The organism is Pseudomonas sp. Tn43, from assembly GCF_014192635.1.
Classification (GTDB): Bacteria; Pseudomonadota; Gammaproteobacteria; order Pseudomonadales; family Pseudomonadaceae; genus Aquipseudomonas.
In genome coordinates, this window is the sequence record NZ_JACHYG010000001.1 from 903993 (window position 1) to 924318 (window position 20326).

Here is a 20326-nt window from a genome sequence, read left to right on the forward strand (position 1 = left end):
CCTGAATCTAACGGGCAATTATTTCCTGACTGCCGTCATCGAGGGTCCGAATGGCTACCGGCAGAATGCTCGGCAAGGCCTTGAGCAGTGCGTCAGTGTTGTCGGATTTGAACACGCTGGTCAGGCGCAGATTGCCTACTTTGGCGCTACCGACCGTCAGCGGTTTTTCCCGGTAGCGCGACACTTCTTCGGCCACTTCGCTCAGGCTGGCGTTGTTGAACACCAGTTTGCCGCTGCGCCATGCGGTCAGTTCAGCAGGGTTGACCGCATAGGCGGCAGCGACAAAGCCCTGGGCATTGACGCGAGTACCAAGGCCGGCGGTGAGGCTGACGAAATCCGTGCCGCTACCTTGAACCTTGACCGTGCCCTGCTCCACCGCGACCCGGGTTTCGCTGCTGTCGCGACGCACGTCGAAACGGGTGCCGGTGACCGTCACCTTGCCGCTGCCCGCCTCGACCACGAACGGTCGGCCGCTGTCGTGCTCGACGCTGAACATCGCCTCGCCTTGCGTCAATTCGATGCTGCGACGATCCTTTTCATAGCGCACCTGCACCCGGCTGCGGCTGTTCAAATCGATCACCGAACCGTCCGGCAGTGCCACATGGCGACGTTCGCCAAAGGCCGTGGAATATTCAGCCGTGTAGGTCGCCGGATGGTTCAAGCCACTGAATACGCCCAGGCCGAGCGCCACCGCCAACACACTGGCGGCCGCTGCATAACCCACCAGCGAATGACGTGTGCGGCGTGCCGGCGGAGTTTCGCACAAGGCGTGCAAGCGTTTGGCGGGTAGCAGATCGGCCGCTGCCCACAGACGCTGAAGCATTTGATATTCGTCGCGATGCTGTGGGTGTTCGTCCAGCCAGACCTCGAAACCCCGCTGCTCTTCGGCGTTGACGGCAGGGTCCTGCAAACGCACAAACCAGCGCGCCGCTTCATCGCGAACCGTTGTTTGCCCGCACGCACAATCACAAGTATCCATCATGGAAAGTCCTGTTGGGCCGGGAATGAAAAGGCGCGGCGAATCATGGTTGCAACCCGTCCAGGCGATCACGCAGGTGCCGCAGGGTGCGGATCATATACTTTTCCACCATGTTCCTGGAAAGCCCCAGGCGCTCGGCGATTTCGGCCTGGGTCAGGCCTTCGATCTTCTGCCAGACGAACACCTTGCGGCAGTTGAGCGGCAACTCGGTGAGCGCCCGTTCGATGGAATCCGCCAACTGGATCGCGTGCATGAAATGCTCCGGGTCGCCGGACGACGACGCACTGTGATCGATCGCCTCCGACTCCATGGCGCCCCGCCGATCCTCACGCCGATAACCATCCACCGCAATGTTGCGTGCGGTCTGGTGCAAATACGCCCGAGGTTGTTGCACCTCCGCCGAATCGGACTCAAGCACCCGCACGAAGGTGTCGTGGGCCAGGTCCTCGGCCTGCTGACGATTTCTCAGGCGACGGGTCCAGGTGCCAATCAACTCTTCGTAATGCTCGAAAAAGCCGTGTCTGCGGGGCAGCTTGGAGGTCATTGCGGTGTGCTGTGGAGGGGGGCGCGAATAGTAATGCTTCCTATTAACTGGAAGCAATGGATTCCCTCCGTGCTGCGATGTAGCCCGTCGGAAGACTGGAGATTTGAACCAGAATAAGGGCGGGCGGCCCGCGCCGGCATTGATGCCGCGGGCGCCCTTTTCCGATGCCCATTGAGCCCCGGTCGCTATTTCAAAAAATCAGGCTTGAGGCATTTTGCGAAAACCCACGGCCAGGCGATTCCAGCTGTTGATGGTGGAAATCGCCACGGTCAGGTCGACCATTTCCTTGGGACTGAACTCGGCGCTGAGCATTACATAGTCTTCGTCCGGGGCGTGGGTCAGGCTCAGTTGGGTCAAGGACTCGGTCCAGGCCAGGGCCGCCCGTTCACGGGGGGTGAAAAACGGCGTTTCACGCCATGCCGACAAGGTGTAAAGCCGACGCTCGGTCTCGCCATCCTTGCGGGCATCGGCGGCGTGCATGTCGAGGCAGAAGGCACAGCCGTTGATCTGCGATGCGCGCAGCTTGACCAGTTCGATCAGCGATTTTTCCAGGGGCAGCTTCGAGACAGCGGCTTCCAGGGCGATCATCGCTTTGAGGCCGTCCGGGGAGGCGGTGTAGAAATCGATACGAGGTTGCATGGTGAGCTCCAGTCACAGATGGGTTGGCGCTACGTTAATGCCGGCCTGCGGTGGAACAAATAGCCAATTATTGGGAAGTTGAGGATGCCAAAGGCAAGCGCGATAAATAGAAGGCATGGGTAATTGCCATCAGCGCCTCGACGCCATTAGAATGCGATTCATTCTTGATTACGCGGCCGGGATGCCCGAAAGGAGTATCTGCCATCATGTCGCTCTCCTCCCGAATGCCGTTGTCCTGTGTCACTTCGTCAATTTCTGGGACGGCGCATCAGCAACCGCTGACACGTCGCCAAACCCTGGCTCGTCTAGGCTTGTTACTGGCGGTTGGCCCCATCGGCATGGCGTTGCAACATCTGCCCTTGGAGCAGAGCGCTCAAGACCGCACCCCTGTCGCAGAACAGCCCATCCGTTCAGTGCCTGTTGAAGCCCCAGCCGAGTGTACGGATGCACGCGAACCTAAGCCCGCCTGCGCAACCACTGCAAAAACCCCTTCTTCTCCACCATCTTGGGCGTTTCCTGGATCAGTGCCTGAGCCGTATGCAAACGGAAATCCAGCAAGGCCTGCATCGCCTCATTGATGTCATGCCGCGCATCCAGGCATGGCTTGAGGTATTCCTTCTCGATGCGGTAGAGCGTGCAAAAGGTCTTGGCCGAAAAATCGGCGAGCGTCGATTCATCGGACAGAATCCCGGCCTCGCCTATCACCTCACCCGGCCCCATGCGCCCGGCCTCGATTTTTTTGCCAGCGCGGCTCAGGGTGACCGACACCACGCCGGATTCGATGATGAACAGGTGATCGCTGACCTCCCCCGCCGGCAGGATCATTTCCCCGGCGCGGAAGGTTTGCAGCTTCATATTCTGGCTGAAGGTTTCTTTCTCTTCCTGACGCAAGGTCGAGAAGATGTTCGAGCTGTCCAGCAGCGCCCGCGGCCGTGACGGCGCAGCAGGTGCGTTGGGCTCGACACTGGACAACAGGCTGACACCGGACGCCTGCAAGTGCCGGAACGCCAGATCAAACAGCAGATTACGCACCATGCGTTTCTGATCCATGGAGACCACGAAGCCACTGATTTCGTATTCCATGCCAGTGCTGCCGGAGCTTTTCAATGACACGCTCGGTGCCGGTCTGGCCAACAGAAAGCGGCAGCCCTGCATGGCCCGCTCCAGTGCATCAATCACCGTTTGCGGACGAGCATGGGGGCTTACGTGCACGCTGATCGACACCCCGAAAATGTCACTGGGCCGGCTGAAGTTGACAATCTTGGCCTTGGCCGCCAGTGAGTTGGGAATCACCGCCATGCTGCCTTGCGCGGTCTGCAGGCGTGTGGCGCGCCAGTCGATGTCGGTGACCCGGCCTTCGGTGCCGTCGATGGAGATCCAGTCATCCAGTTGATAGGGTTTGGTGGTGTTCAGGACAATTCCCGAGAACACGTCGCTGAGAGTACTTTGCAAGGCCAGACCGACGATGATCGCCAACGCACCAGAGGTTGCCAGCACGCCCTTGACCGGTAATTCGAGCACATACGCCAGGGCGGCGATGACCGCGATCAGGAAAATCACGGCGCCGAGCAGATCCTGCAGCAAACGCCCGGTGTGCCCGACCCGTTGCATCATCACCGTGCCGATCAACACCGTCAGGGTACGCGCTGCATACAGCCACCAACCGATCTGCAAACCGGTCGCCGCCAGGTGCAACGGCACATTGTCGACCCAAGGCGCCGGCGCCATGGGGTTCAAGCCTTCATTGAACAGCAGCACGCTGAACAAGGAAAAAATCACCAGTCGTACCGCCAGTTTCCAATTGCTGCCACTGGCGGCGATCAAACGCCACAACACCAGATCGATAAGAATCAGGAGCAGCGCGCTGAGCAACGGGTGATCGGTAAGCAGTGACAGCATCAAGCAACTCCAGCAATAGTACGGATGGGCACAGTGTAGGAGGATTTGATGCCTTCAGAACAACACAAAACGCTGTGGGAGCGGGCCTGTGCCCGCTCCCACATTAATTACTTGCTGTTGGTGAGGGTGTTGTAGCTGGTCATCAGGTTGCGGTAGTCCGGGATGTGGTTGGAGAACAGAGTCGCCAGACCTTCCACGTCGTTGCGCCAGTCGCGATGCAGCTCGCAGGCCAGGCCGAACCAGGTCATCAGTTGGGCACCGGAGGACGACATGCGATCCCACGCCGATTGACGGGTCAGTTCGTTGAACGTGCCGGAAGCATCGGTCACCACGAACACCTCAAAGCCTTCGGCCAGGGCCGACAGCGCCGGGAACGCCACGCAGACTTCGGTCACTACGCCAGCGATGATCAGTTGCTTCTTACCGGTAGCCTTGATCGCCTTGACGAAATCTTCGTTGTCCCAGGCATTGATCTGGCCGGGACGAGCGATGTAAGGCGCATCCGGGAACAACGCTTTGAGTTCCGGTACCAGAGGGCCGTTAGGGCCGGTTTCAAAACTGGTGGTCAGAATCGTTGGCAGCTTGAAGTACTTGGCCAGGTCGGCCAGGGCCAGCACGTTGTTCTTGAAACGGTCCGGATCGATATCGCGCACCAGAGAAAGCAGACCCGCCTGGTGATCAACCAGCAGAACGGCGGCGTTATCTTTGTCGAGACGTTTGTAGGAAGTGGTCATGGGGTAATCCTCGCTTTTTGTTGATGCCGAACGGGCCGGCGGAAGTGAACTCTGATTTTTCGTTTAAACGCGGCCAGGCAAGCGTAGTCAGCCAAACCCGGCACGCCACAGCGCTACAACAATGATTTCAATCACTCATCCGGCCAAAGCGTCCCGACTGGAAGTCGGCAAAGGCCTGGTGAATCTCCTGCTCGCTGTTCATCACGAACGGACCGTGGCCGACAATGGGTTCATCGATCGGCTCGCCGCTGAGCACCAGCACCACGGCGTCGTTATTGGCTTGCAGGCTGAGCTGATCGCCATCGCGCTCGAACAGCGCCAACTGCCCTTCACGAACCAGTTCCACACCATTGACCTGAACCGTGCCGCGCAGCACCACCAGTGCCGTGTTGCGGCCTTGGTGCAGATCCAGGGTCAGCAACTTGCCGGCGTTCAAGCGAACGTCCCACACATCGATTGGTGTAAAGGTCCGCGCCGGGCCGCTGTGGCCTTCGAACTCACCGGCGATCAAGCGCAGGCTGCCAGCGTTGTTCTTCAGTGAAATGCTCGGGATGTCAGCGTCGAGAATCGTCTGGTAACCGGGCTCGGCCATCTTGTCCCTGGCCGGCAGATTGACCCACAGCTGCACCATCTCCAGGGTGCCGCCACTCTTGGCGAAACCTTCGGAGTGGAACTCTTCATGGAGAATCCCCGCCGCTGCGGTCATCCATTGCACATCGCCGGGGCCGATCTTGCCGCCGCTGCCGGTGGAGTCGCGGTGTTCCAGTTCGCCCTTGTAGACGATAGTCACGGTTTCGAAACCGCGGTGCGGATGCTGACCAACGCCACGACGCTCGGTGGTCGGGGTGAATTCGGCAGGGCCGGCGTGATCCAGCAGCAGAAACGGGCTGATATGTTTGCCCAGGTTGTCGTAGGAAAACAGCGTGCGAACCGGAAAACCGTCGCCGACCCAATGAGGCCGTGGGCTGGTGTAGAGACCGATGATGTTTTTCATCTTTCCTCCAAATCTGTGGTGTGACGCGATGGACAAAGCTTAAAACCGGCGCCTTTGGTGCGCTAGACTGCAAAAATCAGCCTTAGCGTTCTATTTGGAGAACGATGGTGGAAGACCTCAACACCCTGTACTACTTCACCCAAGTGGTGGAACACCGCGGTTTCGCCCCGGCCGGGCGCGCGCTGGACATGCCCAAATCCAAGCTCAGCCGACGCATCGCCGAGCTCGAAGAACGCCTCGGTGTTCGCTTGCTGCACCGCAGCAGTCGGCATTGTTCGTTGACCGAAATCGGCCAGGCGTATTACCAGCGTTGCCTGGCCATGCGGGTGGAAGCCGAAAGCGCCGCCGAACTGATCGAACGCAATCGCTCCGAACCCCAGGGCCTGGTGCGCATCAGTTGCCCGACAGCGCTGCTGAATTCCTGGGTCGGGCCGATGCTGACCCGCTACATGCTCAAATACCCGCTGGTGGAATTGTTCATCGAAAGCACCAACCGCCGGGTCGATCTGATCCACGAAGGGTTCGACATCGCGCTGCGTGTGCGCTTTCCGCCACTGGAAAACACCGACATGGTGATGAAGGTGCTGGGCAACAGCACCCAATGCCTGGTGGGGGTTCCGGCGTTTTTGCAGCGCTTGTCATCACCGGCCACACCGGCCGACCTCAGCGGTCTGCCGAGCGTGCATTGGGGTGGCGCGCAGCGCGAGTACCAGTGGGAATTGTTCGGTGCCGATGGCGCCAGCGCGCTGATTCGTCATACCCCGCGGATGGTCACCGACGACTTGCTGGCCTTGCGTCACGCGGTACTCGCCGGCATCGGCATCGCCCACCTGCCCAGTGTGGTGGTGCGCGATGACATTGCCGCCGGCCGACTGGTGGAACTGGTGCCGGGCTGGACACCCAAGTGCGGGATCGTGCATGCGATCTTCCCGTCACGACGCGGATTGCTGCCGTCGGTGCGGACCTTGATCGACTTTCTGGGTGAGGAATTCAGCCATAGCGATATTGCCTAAGATCAAAAGATCGCAGCCTTCGGCAGCTCCTACCCGGGATTGTGTTTGACTGCGATATTGCGGCCTACATCGCATCTGTAGGAGCTGCCGAAGGCTGCGATCTTTTGATCTTTTGCTCTTAACAATTCTCCACTCCTGACTTGCAAACAAAGTCTCAGCCCTGGCTCGAATCTGCGCTCAAGTGTTTGTCCAGCAATGACATAGCGTGCTGCAACCGATCGACAGCTTCATCGAGCAGCAGCGTGTTGCCCTCATCGATGACACGCTCCAGTCGCTCGCAATGCTCAATCAAACGCACCGCCCGGACCATGCGCGCGCTGCCCTTGATGCGGTGCGCCAGGTCTTGCAGGTCATGGCGATCACCCTTGGCATGCGCCTGCAGCAGATTGTTCCGGTCACTGCGGTTAGTCACCGCCAGTTCACGCACCAGGTGATCAAGCAACGTGCGGTCGGCACCGACGTATTGCTCCAGGCCACTCAAATCCATCTCGGGCGCGAGCTGCTCTTGGAGCGTCTGTGGGGCTTCGCTTGCAAACCTGGACGCCAGCCATGCGCTCAAATCCGCCAGCAGAATGGGTTTGAACAGGCAGTCGTCCATACCAGCCTGCAGGCAGCGGACTTTTTCCTCAGGCTGTGCATTGGCGGTAAAGCCCAGAATCAGCGTCGACGGTAATCCCTGGGCGCGCTCTTCATCGCGGATTGCGCCCGCCAGCTCATAACCACTGAGCGTGGGCATATTGCAGTCGGTAACCACCAGATCAAACTCACATTCGCGCCACAGCTTGAGCCCTCGCGCGCCCTCTTCAGCTTCCTGGACATGATGCCCCAGGTGGCTCAGTTGCCATGAAAGCAACAACCGATTAGCCGGATGATCGTCGACCACCAGAATCGTCAGCGAGCGCATCGGCACCTGCACCCCGCTTTCCACTGCCGCAATGCAAGGCAACGGTTGCAGTGCGATCAGCTCAAGGGTGATGTCGACTTGCGTGCCTTGTCCAAGGACGCTGTCGAGTTGCAGCCGGCCGCCCATCATTTCGCACAGGGTGCGGCTGATCACCAGGCCCAACCCGGAGCCGCCGCGAGCTGACTGCTGGTTATTGCCGGCTTGAGCGAACGGACTGAACAACCGTTGCCGGTCAACGTCGCTGATGCCCATGCCGGTGTCTTCGATGCGAACATTGACCGCCAGATGCCCCGACGGCATCGGCGTGACCCGCAGCGTCAGGCTCACCTCGCCCTCACGGGTGAACTTGATGGAATTGCTCAGCAGATTGGACAGCACCTGCTTGAAACGGGTGGGATCGATCATCACATCGCAGTCACTGTGTTCGTCCAGATCGATGCGCCACGCCAGTTCATTTTGCCGTGCAAGGCCTTCGAAAACCCGGCACACCGACGCCACCAGCTCCCGAAGATTGGCGCGTTCAGGTGTCAGGGACAAATGTCCGGATTCGATACGGGCGATGTCCAGAATGTCACCGATCAGCGCCAGCAATTGCTGTGCGGCATTGGACGCGACCTCAATGGCAAAGCGATCGGTAACGCCCTCCTCCGCCCGTTTTAGGGCCAGTTCGAGCATGCCGATCAGGGCACTCATCGGGGTGCGGATCTCATGACTCATGGTCGCCAGAAAAGTGGTTTTGGCGCGATTGGCATCGTCCGCCTCGTTCTTGGCCTCCTGCAATTGCTGCAACCACTGCTGACGCTGGCGAATTTGCCGGCGTTGCCAGGCGATCCAGCCCAGGGCGAGCAACAACAAGGCGCCAGCCACGGCAAACGCCTGAAGAATGCCTTGACGATGGCGCAGCCAATAGCTGTCATCCGGCACCACATCATTGCTCCAGCGGGCCACCAGATCGTCCATTTCCTGAGGCGATATGCTCAGCAACGCCTTGTTCAGAATCGAGTGCAACTCCAGCGCGCCGCGGTGCGTGGCCAGGGCAATTCGGGCAGGTTGGTCGCCGACGGTGCTGCTGATGCGCAGATGATCCGGGAAATGCCGAGCGATCAGGTAACGGGCGACGATCAATGAACTGAGCGTCGCATCAGCCTGCCCCTTGATCACCCGTTCCATGCCCTCGGCCGGACTTTGCACCTCGATCAGGCGCACCTGCGGCGCCCGCATCTGTATGAACCCGAACAACGGATGACCACGATAAATCGCCAGGCGTTTACCGGCCAGCTCGTCCAGCGTCCTGGGGCTGCCTTGGGTCGTTGCACTGACCAGCACAAATGGATTGCTGAGATAGGCGCGGGTAAACAGCAACGCGTCTTCACGTTCGGTACTGGGAGTAATCACCGGTAATAGATCGATTTCACCCTCCTGGAGTTGCTCGATCTGCCGGTCCAGCGAATGGCCACGTTGCACCTCAAAGATCAAACCGCTGCGCTGGCTGATCAGCGTCAGCAACTGCGCCGTCAACCCGCTGAGCCGGCCTTGGGCATTGTAGAACGTCAGCGGGGCAAAGTTGTCGATCGCACCCACAGTGACTACCGGATGCCGCTCCAGCCAGCGTTGTTCGCTGGGGCTCAAACTCACCTGTTCCTGACCCGCCGAATCAGCCTTACCGGCACTCCAGCGCACTTCGATGACGACGCGCTGTTCCATCGGAATCGCCGCCAGCGCCTTGTCGATGATGCTTTTGAGACGCGGATTGTCCTTCGCCAAAGCGAAGCCGAACGGATTGGCATCCAGACCGGAAGGCCCCGCCAGATGAACATTATTGAGGTAGTTGTTGTTGATCAGGTAATTGGCGCTGATGAAGTCGCCCAGGTACACATCGTCTGGCCCGAACGCTACTGCACCGAGCGCAACGAGTGCCGAGGGATAGAGCTGCAAACTTGCCTCGGGATAAAACGCTTCAACCGTCTGAGCCTGCAAATAGTCTTCGACCATGGCAATGCGTTTGCCGGCAAGGTCGACGGGCATTCGCTCGTCCACTCGGGTGACCAGCATCGGCTGATCTTCGGCATAGGCTCGGGACCGGGTCAGCGCAGGGTCGGCCAATTCGAAGTTGTTCGATGTCCCGAGCAGATCCAGTTCATGGCGTTTGAGGGCGTCCATGGCGGCTTCACGAGTGGCGTAGCGCAGCACGTCGATCTTGACGTGCAGCAGTTGCCCCAGCAGGTTGGCGTAATCGGCGGTAATCCCTTCCAGCACAGCGCGATGGCGCGTCACCTCGTACGGCGGGTAATCCGCCCCCGTTACCCCCAGGCGCAGGGTTCGTTTATCGCGCAGCCATTGCCAGTCCTTTTCCTCCAGCCTGACCTCAACGCCCTCCACGGTGGAGCGCCCCAGCAGATGCAACTGCTGCGGCTCGTCGGCCAGTGACACTGAAACGTGCGATACAAGGCTCAGTATCAAGGCCAACAAAACGATGGGCACGGTCGGTTTCATTCAGATCAGATGATTGCGCTTGGCGAAGTCCCGCAGGTGCACCGCCGCGTTCACGCCGAGCTTTTCGATCAAGCGGGTCTTGTAGGTGCTGACGGTCTTGTGACTCAGGTGCATAAGCTCGGCGATGTTTTTGTTACTCATACCCCGGGCCAGGTATTGCAGGATGGTCAGTTCGCGATTGGAGAGCTTGTCGATCATCTGTTTTTCGCTGCGTTGCAAGGCGTCCTGCGATACCGAAGGCAGCCGCGCAAAATAGGTATAACCGGTCATGACCGCATGCACGGCTTTGTGCAATTGGCTCAGGACGTTGGTCTTGGCGACATACGCCATAGCTCCGGCACGCATGCAACGCTCTTGAAAAAACAGTGGGTCCAGAGAGGTGAAAACCAGTACCAGGCATGACCAGTCACTGGCCCTGATCCGATCCAGCAGTTCCAGCCCATCGCCGCCGGGCATGACCAGATCGAGGATTACCAGATTGAATGAATGTTCGTGGAGTAACGATATCGCCTCGCCACCGCTGGACGCCTCATGAATATGTTTGAATCCCTCCAGCTCAAGGACAAGTCTGACTGCCGCGCGTACCACCGGATGATCGTCCACAATCAGCACTTTCTTCATGGAGAAATCCTGTCCAAAGACCCGATGATTGCGCCACGACGGCACTCTGGATGATGACGGACCGGACGCAACGGCTGCGCCAGGACTTTTGCACGGCAGACAGGCAAAAGACACCTGTCAGAAATGATAGTACCGACGAGCGGTAACCCGAAATCAGGCAATTTGATGCTGATATTGCGCAGGCAGGAAGGACTGTGCAGCTTCACCCGCAGGCGGATCGATGAGCGCCATCAGCCGTTGAATGGACTCCAGATCAGGCCGCGCCCCGTGGCTCACCTGAACCTTCTGTTCAACACCGGCGGCCAGGGTCGGCGACAACGGTGCCTGCCGGCCATCGTAGATCAAGGCGTGGTGAACCTGGCCGTTATCGAGGAAGAACCCGAGCAGGTCCAATGCCCCATCCGCCAGCGAGGCATTGATGACCACCAGGTCAAATGGCTCCCAGGCGTACTCGATCAGAGTCAGCATCTCCACAAGGCTTTGTACCGGGGCCACGCGGTAATAACCGAGCTGATTGAACAGCCGCTCGGTTTTCATCCGGTGAAAATGCTGTTCGTCGGCGATCAGGATACGCAAGGCTTTATTGATCATCGCGTGCCTCCAGGTCAATCGATGACTGATGAATGAGGCGGCAAGGCTACGCAAGACCGAAGAAGCGTTCTGTAGGACATTTCCTAAAAACTGCGCCATTTATTCCTTCAGTACCTGGCGCTCAAGGAATGGGTCGGGGTTCGGCGCGCCGTTGCAGCGCGGGATTCTTCAGCAGGGTCAGAATTCTGGATTCGTGGTGTTTTTGAGGGCCGCATCGCGGGCAAGCCCGCTCCCACAGGGATCTTCAGTGAACCCAGATTTGGTGACTGAAGATCAAACTGTGGGAGCGGGCTTGCCCGCGATAGCGGCTTGGCAGGTGCAAAAGGTTTAGCTGGCAGTCGCCAACAACACATCCATCACCGAGCGGCCATGCCCCCGCGACTTGCCATGCTCATACAACGAGCCGGCAATTTCATCGGCGCGGATCGGCAGGATCGACAGCAAGGTGTCGCTCAAGCCGTGGCTGGCCTGGCAGAAGCCCTGCATGTAAATGCCGGCCTTGCAGCGCTCATCGGTGATCATTTTGTAGTGGCGGTCGACCTCGAAATCGCCCAGGTACTGTTCCAGCGGCGCCAGCAGTTTGCGGTGCAGCTGACGCTCGTAACCGGTGGCCAGTACCACGGCGTCGTAATGACGAACCGTGACTTCACCGGTGGCGTTGTCGCGCACCGCCAGCTCGATGCCGCGCTCGGTGGCGGTGGCCTTTTCGACGGTGGTCAGGGTACGGAACGCATGGCGCGCAATGCCCGAGACTTTCTGCCGGTAGAAGATGCCGTAGATGCGTTCGATCAGGTCGATATCGACCACCGAATAATTGGTGTTGTGGTACTCGTTGACCAGACGCTCGCGCTCGCCGCTGGCCTGCTGAAACACCAGGTCGGTGAATTGCGGCGAGAACACTTCATTGACGAAAGGACTGTCATCGGCCGGTTTCAGGGCCGAACCGCGCAGGATCATGTCCACCTGCACCGACGGGAAGCTGTCGTTCAGATCGATAAAGGCTTCCGCCGCACTCTGCCCGCCGCCGATGATCGCAATGTTCATCGGTTGGTTGTTCACGCACGGCTGTTTGGCCATGCGCTCCAGATACTGTGAGTGATGGAACACCCGACCGTCATCCTTGAGTGCCTTGAACGCCTCGGGAATGCGCGGTGTACCGCCGGCGCTGACCACTACCGAACGGGTGGTGCGCACCTGCTGGCGGCCTTGCGTATCACGCGAGATCACTCGCAGTGCTTCGACCTGCTGGTGATGCAGCACTGGCTCGATGGCCAACACCTCCTCGCCGTAACGGCTCTGCCCGGTAAATTGCCCGGCGACCCAGCGCAGGTAATCGTTGAACTCCATGCGGCACGGATAAAACGTGCCGAGGTTGATGAAGTCCACCAGACGACCGTGATGCTTGAGGTAATTGACGAAAGAATAGGGGCTGGTGGGGTTACGCAGCGTCACCAGGTCTTTGAGGAAGGAAATCTGCAGTTCGCTCTGGGTGACCAGGGTGTTGCCATGCCAGCGGTAGTCCGCCTGCTTGTCGAGAAACAGCACGTCCAGCTCGCCCTGACTCGGCCCGCGCTCTTGCAGGGCGATGGCCAGCGCCAGGTTCGAAGGGCCGAAACCGACGCCGATCAGGTCGTGAACGATGGGCGATGCAATTGCCTGTGTCATTTCCAGTGTCCTCTGGATGAACCCCGGAGCAGCGGGGATAAAGCGCCTGGGTGACCTGACCGGCCTTGTGCGGCAGCAGATCGTCTGTTGAATAGGAACGAGGACAATGAAAAAAAATTTAACGAGGCCTGATTGAAGTGGCGATCAGGGAGCGTCCCACTGGCGCATGCGCACCCGGCAATGCTTCATGGCATTGACGATGTGCTTTTCCACCAGCGCCCGGGAAATACCCAGGCGCTCGGCGATTTGCGGGTGCGACAAGCCGTCGATCTTGCGCAAAAGAAAACTCTCGCGACACAGCTTTGGCAACTCCGCCAGTGCACGCTGAAGCATGTCCAGGCGCTGGCCATGATCGAGGCTGTTATGAGGGGATGGCGTGAAGTAGCGCTCTTCGCTGTCGAGCACGTCCAGGGGTTCGACCTGCCGCAAGGCATTGCGTCGGTGGTCGTCGATCACCAGATTGAGCGCGGTGCGATATAGAAACGCCCGGGGTTGTTCGATCGGCGTGTCACTGGAACGCTCCAGCACCCGCAGATAAGCGTCATGCACCACATCTTCGGCCACCTGACGGTTGCCAAGCTTGGCGTTCAGGAAACACACCAGCTCGCGATAGTAGTTTTCCAACATGACTCCCCGTCCTTGAGCCAGATCTGCGCCAAAAAAGAGAATGGCGGCACGATGATGGCAGCGCGCAAGAGGCGTAATTTATAGTAATTCTCATATAGATTTAAAGCACTGGATCCATTTACCTGAGAAATAACCTCATTTGCCCGGCCTGTAACGCCCTGTTTCAAGGCTTAAATTCTGCTCCGGGGTTCTCGTTTACAGGACAGCTTCCCGTGTCTGTCGGTCCACCGACAGCGTTCAGCGACGCCGGTCACTGCCGCGCTCGCCGAGCGACGGGCCGATTTTTACCGGCTGGAACCCCGCATGAAACGTCCCCGCCCTACCCGACGCGCCCTGTTTGTCGCACTGTGCCTGATCCCCGCCGCAGCCCTGGCCGCCTGGCAAGTGATCCCGCCGGGGCGTGAAAAACTTGCCACCGCCACCGTGACCCGCGCCGATATCGAAACCAGCGTGACCGCCCTCGGCACCCTGCAACCGCGACGGTACGTCGACGTCGGCGCCCAGGCCTCCGGGCAGATCCAGAAGATTCATGTCGAGGCCGGCGATCAAGTCAAGGAAGGCCAATTGCTGGTGGAGATCGATCCCTCGACCCAGAAAGCCAAACTCGACGCCGGGCGCTTTTCCATCGACAACCTCAAGGCCCAGTTGCAAGAGCAGCGCGCCCAGCACGACCTGGCGCAACAAAAATACCAGCGTCAGCAGAACCTCAAGGCGGGCGGCGCGACCCGCGAAGAAGATGTGCAGACCGCCCGCGCCGAAGTGCGGGCGAGACAAGCGCGCATCGACATGTTCCAGGCTCAGATTCGTCAAGCCCAGGCCAGTTTGCGCAGCGATGAAGCAGAGCTCGGTTACACACGGATCTACGCGCCGATGTCCGGCACGGTGGTCGCCGTCGGCGCCCGGGAAGGCCAGACGCTCAACGCCCAACAACAGACGCCGCTGATATTGCGCATCGCCAAGTTGTCACCAATGACCGTATGGGCCGAAGTGTCGGAGGCCGATATCGGCCAGGTCAAACCCGGCATGACCGCCTGGTTCACCACCCTCAGCGGTGGCAGCCGGCGCTGGAGCAGCACCGTGCGGCAGATTTTGCCGGTGCCGCCGCGCCCGCTCGAACAAACGCAGGGCAGCCCCACCGGCGGGCGCAGCGGCAGCGAACGGGTGGTGCTCTACACCGTGTTGCTGGATGTCGACAACGCCGACAACGCCTTGATGACCGACATGACCGCCCAGGTATTTTTCGTCGCCCGGCAAGCACAGAACGTGCTGACGGTGCCCACCGCTGCCCTGCAAAACGGCACCGCGGCGGATCGCCAGATCGCGCAAGTGGTGGCGGCCAACGGCGAGGTGCAGCGCCGCGAGGTTCGCACCGGGATCAGCGACCGTTTGCGCACGCAGATTCTCGACGGCTTGGCGGAAGGCGATCATGTGCTGAGCGCCCCGCTCACCGGCAGCGGAGGCTGAATGCAAACGCCCCTGATTGACCTGCGACAGATCCGCAAAGCCTACGGCGGTGGCGACAGCCCCGTGGTGGAGGTGCTGCGCGGCATCGACCTGGCGATTCATGCTGGCGAATTTGTCGCCATCGTCGGCGCTTCCGGTTCCGGCAAATCGACCCTGATGAACATCCTCGGCTGCCTCGACCGCCCCACCAGCGGCGACTACCTGTTCGCCGGAGAAAACGTCGCCGGCCTGGGCAGCGACGAACTGGCCTGGCTACGGCGCGAGGCCTTTGGTTTCGTGTTTCAGGGTTACCACCTGATCCCGTCCGGATCGGCCCAGGAAAATGTCGAGATGCCGGCCATCTATGCCGGCACTCCGGCGGATGAACGCCATGCTCGCGCAGCCGCCCTGCTCGAGCGCCTCGGCCTGGGCTCGCGCACCGGCAACCGTCCGCATCAGCTCTCCGGTGGCCAACAGCAGCGGGTGTCGATCGCCCGCGCCTTGATGAATGGCGGCCACATCATCCTCGCCGATGAACCCACCGGCGCCCTCGACAGCCACAGCGGCGCCGAAGTCATGAGCCTGCTCGATGAACTGGCCAGTCAAGGGCATGTGGTGATCCTGATCACCCACGACCGCGAAGTGGCCAGGCGCGCCAATCGGGTCATCGAAATCCGCGACGGCCTGATCATCAGCGACACGGCCGCCCACCCTTCGGCTCCCCCGCGCACGGCCCGTCCCGACGCACTGCAAGCCGTGGACCTGCGCCAGCGCCTGAGCGCCGGCAGCGAAACCAATGGTGCCTGGAAAGGCGAACTGCTGGACGCGGTTCAGGCAGCGTGGCGCGTGATGTGGATCAACCGCTTCCGCACCGCGTTGACGCTGCTGGGGATTGTCATTGGCGTTGCGTCGGTGGTGGTGATGCTGGCGGTGGGTGAAGGCAGCAAACGGCAAGTGATGGCGCAGATGGGCGCCTTCGGTTCCAACATCATTTACCTCAGCGGCGCCGCGCCCAATCCGCGTACACCGCCCGGCATCATTACCCTCGACGACGTCGCCGCGCTCGCCGACCTGCCCCAGGTACAGCGGATCATGCCGGTCAACGGTTCGACGGCCGGCGTGCGTTTCGGCAACGCCGATCACACCGCTTATGTGGGTGGCAACGACACCAACTTCCCGAGCATTTTCAATTGGCCGGTGGTTCACGGCAGCTATTTCAGCCAGGCCGATGAAGACAGCGCCGCCGCCGTCGCGGTGATCGGCCACAAGGTCCGGGAGAAGCTGTTCAACGACCGGGTCGACCCGATTGGCCAGTACATCCTGATTGAAAACGTGCCGTTCCAGGTGCTCGGCGTGCTGGCGGAAAAAGGCTCCAGTTCCGGCGATTCCGACAGTGACAACCGCATCGCCGTGCCCTACTCGGCCGCCAGTGTGCGGCTGTTTGGCAGCCGCAACCCCGAGTACGTGGTGATCGCCGCCAAAGATGCGCGCAAGGTCAAGGAGGCCGAGCAGGCGATCGAACACACGATGCTGCGCGAACACAAGGGCAAGCGCGATTTCGAACTGACCAACAACGCCGCCATGATCCAGGCAGAAGCCCGCACCCAGGGCACGCTGTCCTTGATGCTCGGTTCGATTGCGGCGATTTCGCTGCTGGTCGGTGGCATCGGCGTCATGAACATCATGCTGATGACCGTACGTGAACGCACCCGGGAAATCGGCATTCGCATGGCCACTGGCGCCCGTCAGCGCGACATTCTGCGCCAGTTTCTCACCGAGGCGGTGATGCTCTCGGTGGTCGGTGGTATCGCCGGGATCGGCCTGGCGCTGTTGGTCGGTGGCGTGTTGCTGCTTGGCAATGTTGCGGTCGCGTTCCAGTTGACCGCCGTGCTCGGCGCCTTCGGCTGCGCGCTGGTCACCGGCGTCATCTTCGGCTTCATGCCTGCCCGCAAGGCTGCCCGGCTCGATCCGGTCACGGCCCTTACCAGTGAATGATCGACCTATGAAAGTGCCCCTGACCCTTCTGGCCGCCAGCCTGTTGCTGGCCGCCTGCAGTAACCCTGCGCCACGCCCCGACAGCGGCCTGCAACCAGCCGCCACCTGGCAATCGCCGAACACCGCCGCCGCTGCACACAGCAATCGGCAATGGTGGACGCAGTTCGGCAGCCCGCAACTCAATCGCCTGATCGAACAGGCCAGCGTGGGCAGCCATGACCTGGCCGCCGCTGTCGCCCGGGTGCAGCAAGCCCAGGCCAGCGCCACCATCGCCGGCGCCCCGCTGCTGCCCGAACTCAAGGCCGGTCTCAACGCCAATCGCCAACGCTTGCTGCATGGCAAGGGCTACAGCCAACTTGACGTCAGCCCCGATAATCGCTCGCTGAATTATTACGATGCAGAACTGAGCGCCAGTTACGAAATCGATTTCTGGGGCGGCAAACGGGCGGCCCGAGACAGCGCCCTTTTTGGCTTGCAGGCCAGTGAGTTCGATCGGGCCACCGTGGAACTGACCTTGCAAAGCGGCGTGGCCAACAGCTACACCCAGGCCTTGTCGTTGCGTGAACAGCAACGGATCGCCGAGCTGAACCTGGCCAACGCCCAAAGCGTTTTGCGATTGGTGCAGACTCGCTACGACGCCGGCAGCGCCACGGCGCTGGAACTGGCTCAGCAAAAAAGCCTGGTGGCCGAACAGCAACGCAAACTACCGTTGGTGCAACAACAGGCACAGGAAGCGCGGATCACCCTCGCCGCCCTGCTCGGCCAACCGGTGCAGGCACTGACGCTGACGGAGCAGCCGTTCGATCAACTGCATTGGCCGCAGATTGCCAGCGGCGTGCCCAGTGAGTTGTTGAGCCGCCGCCCGGACATCGCCAGCGCCGAAGCCAAACTCGCCGCTGCCCAGGCCGATGTGACCGTCGCCCGCGCGGCGATGCTGCCCAAGCTGACGCTCACCGCCAGCCTGGGCACCGGCGCCGATCTGGCCTCGGATCTGTTGCGCACGACTTTTTACAACCTGTCCTCGGGGCTGGTGGCGCCGGTCTTCAACAATGGTCGCCTCAGCGCCGAGCGCGACAAGGCCACGGCACGCCAACAGGAACTGCTGGAAACCTATCGCGGGGCAATCATCAATGGCTTCGCCGATGTGGAAAAAGCCCTCAACAGCATTCATGGGCTGGACGAACAACGTCAGTGGCAAGGGGAAGAACTGAGCCAGGCGCAGAGCGCTTTCGACATCGCCCAGAGCCGCTACCAGGCCGGCGCCGAAGACCTGCTCACGGTGCTGCAAACCCAGCGCACGCTGTATGCCGCCCAGGATCTGAATGTGCAGCTGAGATTGTCGCGGTTGCAGGCCAGTATTGCGCTGTACAAGGCGTTGGGTGGGGGTTGGCAGATCATCTGACGGCTTGTTTTTCAAAGAGCAAAAGATCGCAGCCTTCGGCAGCTCCTACAGGATCGATGTTCACTCGCGATATTTCGACGAACATCAATCTCTGTAGGAGCTGCCGAAGGCTGCGATCTTTCAGGGTTTTACAACTGCCATCCCTTGACCTTCAAATGCCGCGCATACCACGGCCGTCGCGGCACTTTGCGCAACAGGTCACTCATGTTGTCTTCATCGCCAAAGGTGATGCGCAACGCCAGCTTCATGGTTTCCGGGTCCATTTCCACCGAGCGCCCCGTTTGCAACCCCGGGGTCGTGCTGCAACCGTGGGTGTCCGGCCCGAGCCACGGGTCGCCCACTTCCACCCAACGCCCCGGCGCAAACCACGGCACGCCGTTGACCTCCAGGCGGCTCAGTTCGCCAGGGTGAAAACGCTCATGGGCGCGGAACCAGTCTTCGATGCGATCGTCGATCCAGCCGTGGAAACGCCAGAACACCGGGTTAACGTGCGACGAAAACGGATCGCCGAGAAAATCGTTTTCCGGGGCATACCAGCGCGCCGCGAAGTCGGCCTGATCCCGGGCCATTGGCACGGGTATTTCGTTGGACGGATCCCGAGCCACCGAGGCCCAGCGCATGTGCAGCCAGTCGTGCAGGCCCAACTCGACTTCCGAGCCGAACTGGCCGAGGGTCAGTTTCGACAGATAACGCGGATCCCGGTACTGCGACTCCCAGACCTGGAAGTTGCTGTGATAGGTCTCTGCGGCTTTGATGTCACTGACCCACTTGGTGTACTCGTCGTCGCCTTCGGTCAACCAGGTCGGCGGCAAGGCATTGCCATCGTGATTATCGAAATAGCGCGCGAAGCCCTGGCGATCACGCTCGAGTTCCGGCTGCGGCAAAGGGAACGCCGGCCATGAAGGCAAGTCCTGCATGGACCGGGCGATGCCGAGCATATGCCGGTGCATGAAGAAGAAATCGATGCCCGAACCGTTGCGGTCCTTGCGCGGCCCGCGGGCATCACGCTCGTTGTCCCGTGGGCCGGGTTGCCAGCCGATACCGCGCAAGGCCTCGCGCTTTTTCTCCGGGAGCTTGTGCCATTTGTCCCGGGATGCGTGCCAGAGCTGGTGAAACAATCGATGTTCGGGGGATACCAGCCAGGCCAGAAACGCCGGGTTGAGGGCGGTTCGCTCTCGCGCTTCGGGAAACCGCCGCTTGATGGCGATAAAACGGTTGTCGAGTTCGGGCAACCCCAGCGGGCGATTCAGACTCAGCACCTGGCCGCTGAACGTGCCGCTGCCGGCGTTGCCGAATACTGCCCAGACTTCGTCGAGTTTTGCCTTGAATTCATACACCGGCGCCACCAACGGGGCATCGGTGCGCATCAGTCGCCAGTACAGTTCGGCGCCATTGGCTGGCGCCAGATCGCCGATGACCTGATAGCACGGCTGGCCTTCCCCGCGCAGGTGAGCGCCGGTATCCAGGCAACCGCGCAACCCGCGCCCGCGATGAGCAATGTCGAGAAACAGCTCCAGCCCGTCCTGCGGCAAGCCCTCAAGCCCGGCATCGCGGCCGACAAAACGAATGTCCCAGACTCCGCGCAAGCTGTCCGCCAGTTGCTGCCCGGCGGTGCTGGCCAGGTCGACCGTGGCCTCCCCCGGCGTGATCGGTTCCTTCTCCCGGGTCAACTCACGATGTGCATAAAAAGCGGCAGGCACCGCAGCGCTCGTGAGCGCCAGGCCCGCCATGAACCAGCGTCGAGAAATCGTCATTGCCCTACCTGTGTCAGCCATGAAGCATG

17 protein-coding genes are annotated in these 20326 nt (G+C 60.7%); 4 read left to right on the plus strand and 13 right to left on the minus strand.

From position 1 onward, the window contains the following. Positions 1-7 precede the first annotated feature (7 nt). The 7 genes from FHW68_RS04095 to FHW68_RS04125 all read right to left on the minus strand — a co-directional run bounded on the left by FHW68_RS04095 (position 8) and on the right by FHW68_RS04125 (position 5789). Positions 8-982: a FecR family protein gene (locus FHW68_RS04095; RefSeq protein WP_095632983.1), complete on the minus strand. Its 975-nt coding sequence runs from the start codon at positions 980-982 to the stop codon at positions 8-10. Between the two features lie 40 nt (positions 983-1022). Beyond that, positions 1023-1523, minus strand: coding sequence for a sigma-70 family RNA polymerase sigma factor (locus FHW68_RS04100; RefSeq protein ID WP_183678928.1), 501 nt, complete (start codon positions 1521-1523; stop codon positions 1023-1025). Between the two features lie 198 nt (positions 1524-1721). Then, complete coding sequence (locus tag FHW68_RS04105) at positions 1722-2162, minus strand: carboxymuconolactone decarboxylase family protein (protein WP_095632981.1); 441 nt, start codon at positions 2160-2162, stop codon at positions 1722-1724. 67 nt (positions 2163-2229) lie between these two features. Continuing rightward, positions 2230-2370, minus strand: a complete 141-nt coding sequence (locus FHW68_RS04110; protein WP_168185095.1) for a hypothetical protein — start codon at positions 2368-2370, stop codon at positions 2230-2232. A gap of 248 nt (positions 2371-2618) precedes the next feature. Then, a complete protein-coding gene (locus FHW68_RS04115; protein WP_183678930.1) occupies positions 2619-4061 on the minus strand; it encodes a mechanosensitive ion channel domain-containing protein in 1443 nt (480 codons plus the stop codon). A 107-nt stretch (positions 4062-4168) separates the two neighbouring features. Beyond that, on the minus strand, positions 4169-4795 hold the full coding sequence (gene ycaC / locus FHW68_RS04120; protein WP_008011497.1) for an isochorismate family cysteine hydrolase YcaC: 627 nt from the start codon (positions 4793-4795) through the stop codon (positions 4169-4171). A gap of 127 nt (positions 4796-4922) precedes the next feature. Then, a complete protein-coding gene (locus FHW68_RS04125) occupies positions 4923-5789 on the minus strand; it encodes a pirin family protein (protein WP_183678932.1) in 867 nt (288 codons plus the stop codon). A gap of 104 nt (positions 5790-5893) precedes the next feature. On the opposite strand from FHW68_RS04125, the gene FHW68_RS04130 reads away from it, so the two are divergent. Beyond that, a complete protein-coding gene (locus FHW68_RS04130) occupies positions 5894-6802 on the plus strand; it encodes a LysR substrate-binding domain-containing protein (protein WP_183678934.1) in 909 nt (302 codons plus the stop codon). Between the two features lie 154 nt (positions 6803-6956). Here the strand turns inward: FHW68_RS04130 and FHW68_RS04135 are convergent, their stop codons facing one another. From FHW68_RS04135 to FHW68_RS04155, 5 genes are all read right to left on the minus strand, one after another. Then, a complete protein-coding gene (locus tag FHW68_RS04135; RefSeq protein WP_183678936.1) occupies positions 6957-10199 on the minus strand; it encodes a transporter substrate-binding domain-containing protein in 3243 nt (1080 codons plus the stop codon). After that, positions 10200-10820 carry a response regulator transcription factor gene (locus FHW68_RS04140; RefSeq protein ID WP_095632976.1) on the minus strand — a complete coding sequence of 207 codons (621 nt, stop codon included), beginning with the start codon at positions 10818-10820 and terminating at the stop codon, positions 10200-10202. Between the two features lie 153 nt (positions 10821-10973). Further along, positions 10974-11411: a response regulator gene (locus FHW68_RS04145; protein ID WP_183678938.1), complete on the minus strand. Its 438-nt coding sequence runs from the start codon at positions 11409-11411 to the stop codon at positions 10974-10976. Between the two features lie 327 nt (positions 11412-11738). Beyond that, the gene (locus FHW68_RS04150; RefSeq protein WP_095632974.1) at positions 11739-13076 is read right to left on the minus strand and encodes a lysine N(6)-hydroxylase/L-ornithine N(5)-oxygenase family protein; all 1338 of its coding nucleotides are present in this window, start codon (positions 13074-13076) and stop codon (positions 11739-11741) included. A 144-nt stretch (positions 13077-13220) separates the two neighbouring features. Continuing rightward, on the minus strand, positions 13221-13703 hold the full coding sequence (locus FHW68_RS04155; RefSeq protein ID WP_095632973.1) for a sigma-70 family RNA polymerase sigma factor: 483 nt from the start codon (positions 13701-13703) through the stop codon (positions 13221-13223). Between the two features lie 303 nt (positions 13704-14006). Between FHW68_RS04155 and FHW68_RS04160 the strand changes: the two genes are divergently transcribed. The 3 genes from FHW68_RS04160 to FHW68_RS04170 are packed head-to-tail and all read left to right on the plus strand — an operon-like array spanning position 14007 to position 18543. After that, positions 14007-15167 carry an efflux RND transporter periplasmic adaptor subunit gene (locus FHW68_RS04160; protein ID WP_095632972.1) on the plus strand — a complete coding sequence of 387 codons (1161 nt, stop codon included), beginning with the start codon at positions 14007-14009 and terminating at the stop codon, positions 15165-15167. After that, positions 15168-17141, plus strand: a complete 1974-nt coding sequence (locus tag FHW68_RS04165) for a MacB family efflux pump subunit (RefSeq protein WP_183678940.1) — start codon at positions 15168-15170, stop codon at positions 17139-17141. A gap of 7 nt (positions 17142-17148) precedes the next feature. Beyond that, positions 17149-18543 (plus strand): efflux transporter outer membrane subunit, encoded by a 1395-nt coding sequence (locus tag FHW68_RS04170; protein ID WP_183678942.1) that lies wholly within the window; start codon positions 17149-17151, stop codon positions 18541-18543. Positions 18544-18671: 128 nt separating this feature from the next. On the opposite strand, the gene FHW68_RS04175 is transcribed toward FHW68_RS04170, so the two are convergent. After that, positions 18672-20297, minus strand: coding sequence for a PvdJ/PvdD/PvdP-like protein (locus FHW68_RS04175; protein WP_183678944.1), 1626 nt, complete (start codon positions 20295-20297; stop codon positions 18672-18674). Positions 20298-20326: the final 29 nt, after the last annotated feature.

Excerpts from the sequence above, each read along its gene's own strand:
- FHW68_RS04100 (WP_183678928.1), bottom strand. The coding sequence starts at position 1,523 with ATGACCTCCAAGCTGCCCCGCAGACACGGCTTTTTCGAGCATTACGAA.
- FHW68_RS04140 (WP_095632976.1), bottom strand. The coding sequence starts at position 10,820 with ATGAAGAAAGTGCTGATTGTGGACGATCATCCGGTGGTACGCGCGGCA.
- FHW68_RS04125 (WP_183678932.1), bottom strand. The coding sequence starts at position 5,789 with ATGAAAAACATCATCGGTCTCTACACCAGCCCACGGCCTCATTGGGTC.
- FHW68_RS04135 (WP_183678936.1), bottom strand. The coding sequence starts at position 10,199 with ATGAAACCGACCGTGCCCATCGTTTTGTTGGCCTTGATACTGAGCCTT.
- FHW68_RS04150 (WP_095632974.1), bottom strand. The coding sequence starts at position 13,076 with ATGACACAGGCAATTGCATCGCCCATCGTTCACGACCTGATCGGCGTC.
- FHW68_RS04110 (WP_168185095.1), bottom strand. The coding sequence starts at position 2,370 with ATGATGGCAGATACTCCTTTCGGGCATCCCGGCCGCGTAATCAAGAAT.
- FHW68_RS04105 (WP_095632981.1), bottom strand. The coding sequence starts at position 2,162 with ATGCAACCTCGTATCGATTTCTACACCGCCTCCCCGGACGGCCTCAAA.
- FHW68_RS04155 (WP_095632973.1), bottom strand. The coding sequence starts at position 13,703 with ATGTTGGAAAACTACTATCGCGAGCTGGTGTGTTTCCTGAACGCCAAG.
- FHW68_RS04130 (WP_183678934.1), top strand. The coding sequence starts at position 5,894 with ATGGTGGAAGACCTCAACACCCTGTACTACTTCACCCAAGTGGTGGAA.
- FHW68_RS04175 (WP_183678944.1), bottom strand. The coding sequence starts at position 20,297 with ATGACGATTTCTCGACGCTGGTTCATGGCGGGCCTGGCGCTCACGAGC.
- FHW68_RS04160 (WP_095632972.1), top strand. The coding sequence starts at position 14,007 with ATGAAACGTCCCCGCCCTACCCGACGCGCCCTGTTTGTCGCACTGTGC.
- FHW68_RS04115 (WP_183678930.1), bottom strand. The coding sequence starts at position 4,061 with ATGCTGTCACTGCTTACCGATCACCCGTTGCTCAGCGCGCTGCTCCTG.
- ycaC (WP_008011497.1), bottom strand. The coding sequence starts at position 4,795 with ATGACCACTTCCTACAAACGTCTCGACAAAGATAACGCCGCCGTTCTG.
- FHW68_RS04145 (WP_183678938.1), bottom strand. The coding sequence starts at position 11,411 with ATGATCAATAAAGCCTTGCGTATCCTGATCGCCGACGAACAGCATTTT.
- FHW68_RS04165 (WP_183678940.1), top strand. The coding sequence starts at position 15,168 with ATGCAAACGCCCCTGATTGACCTGCGACAGATCCGCAAAGCCTACGGC.
- FHW68_RS04095 (WP_095632983.1), bottom strand. The coding sequence starts at position 982 with ATGATGGATACTTGTGATTGTGCGTGCGGGCAAACAACGGTTCGCGAT.
- FHW68_RS04170 (WP_183678942.1), top strand. The coding sequence starts at position 17,149 with ATGAAAGTGCCCCTGACCCTTCTGGCCGCCAGCCTGTTGCTGGCCGCC.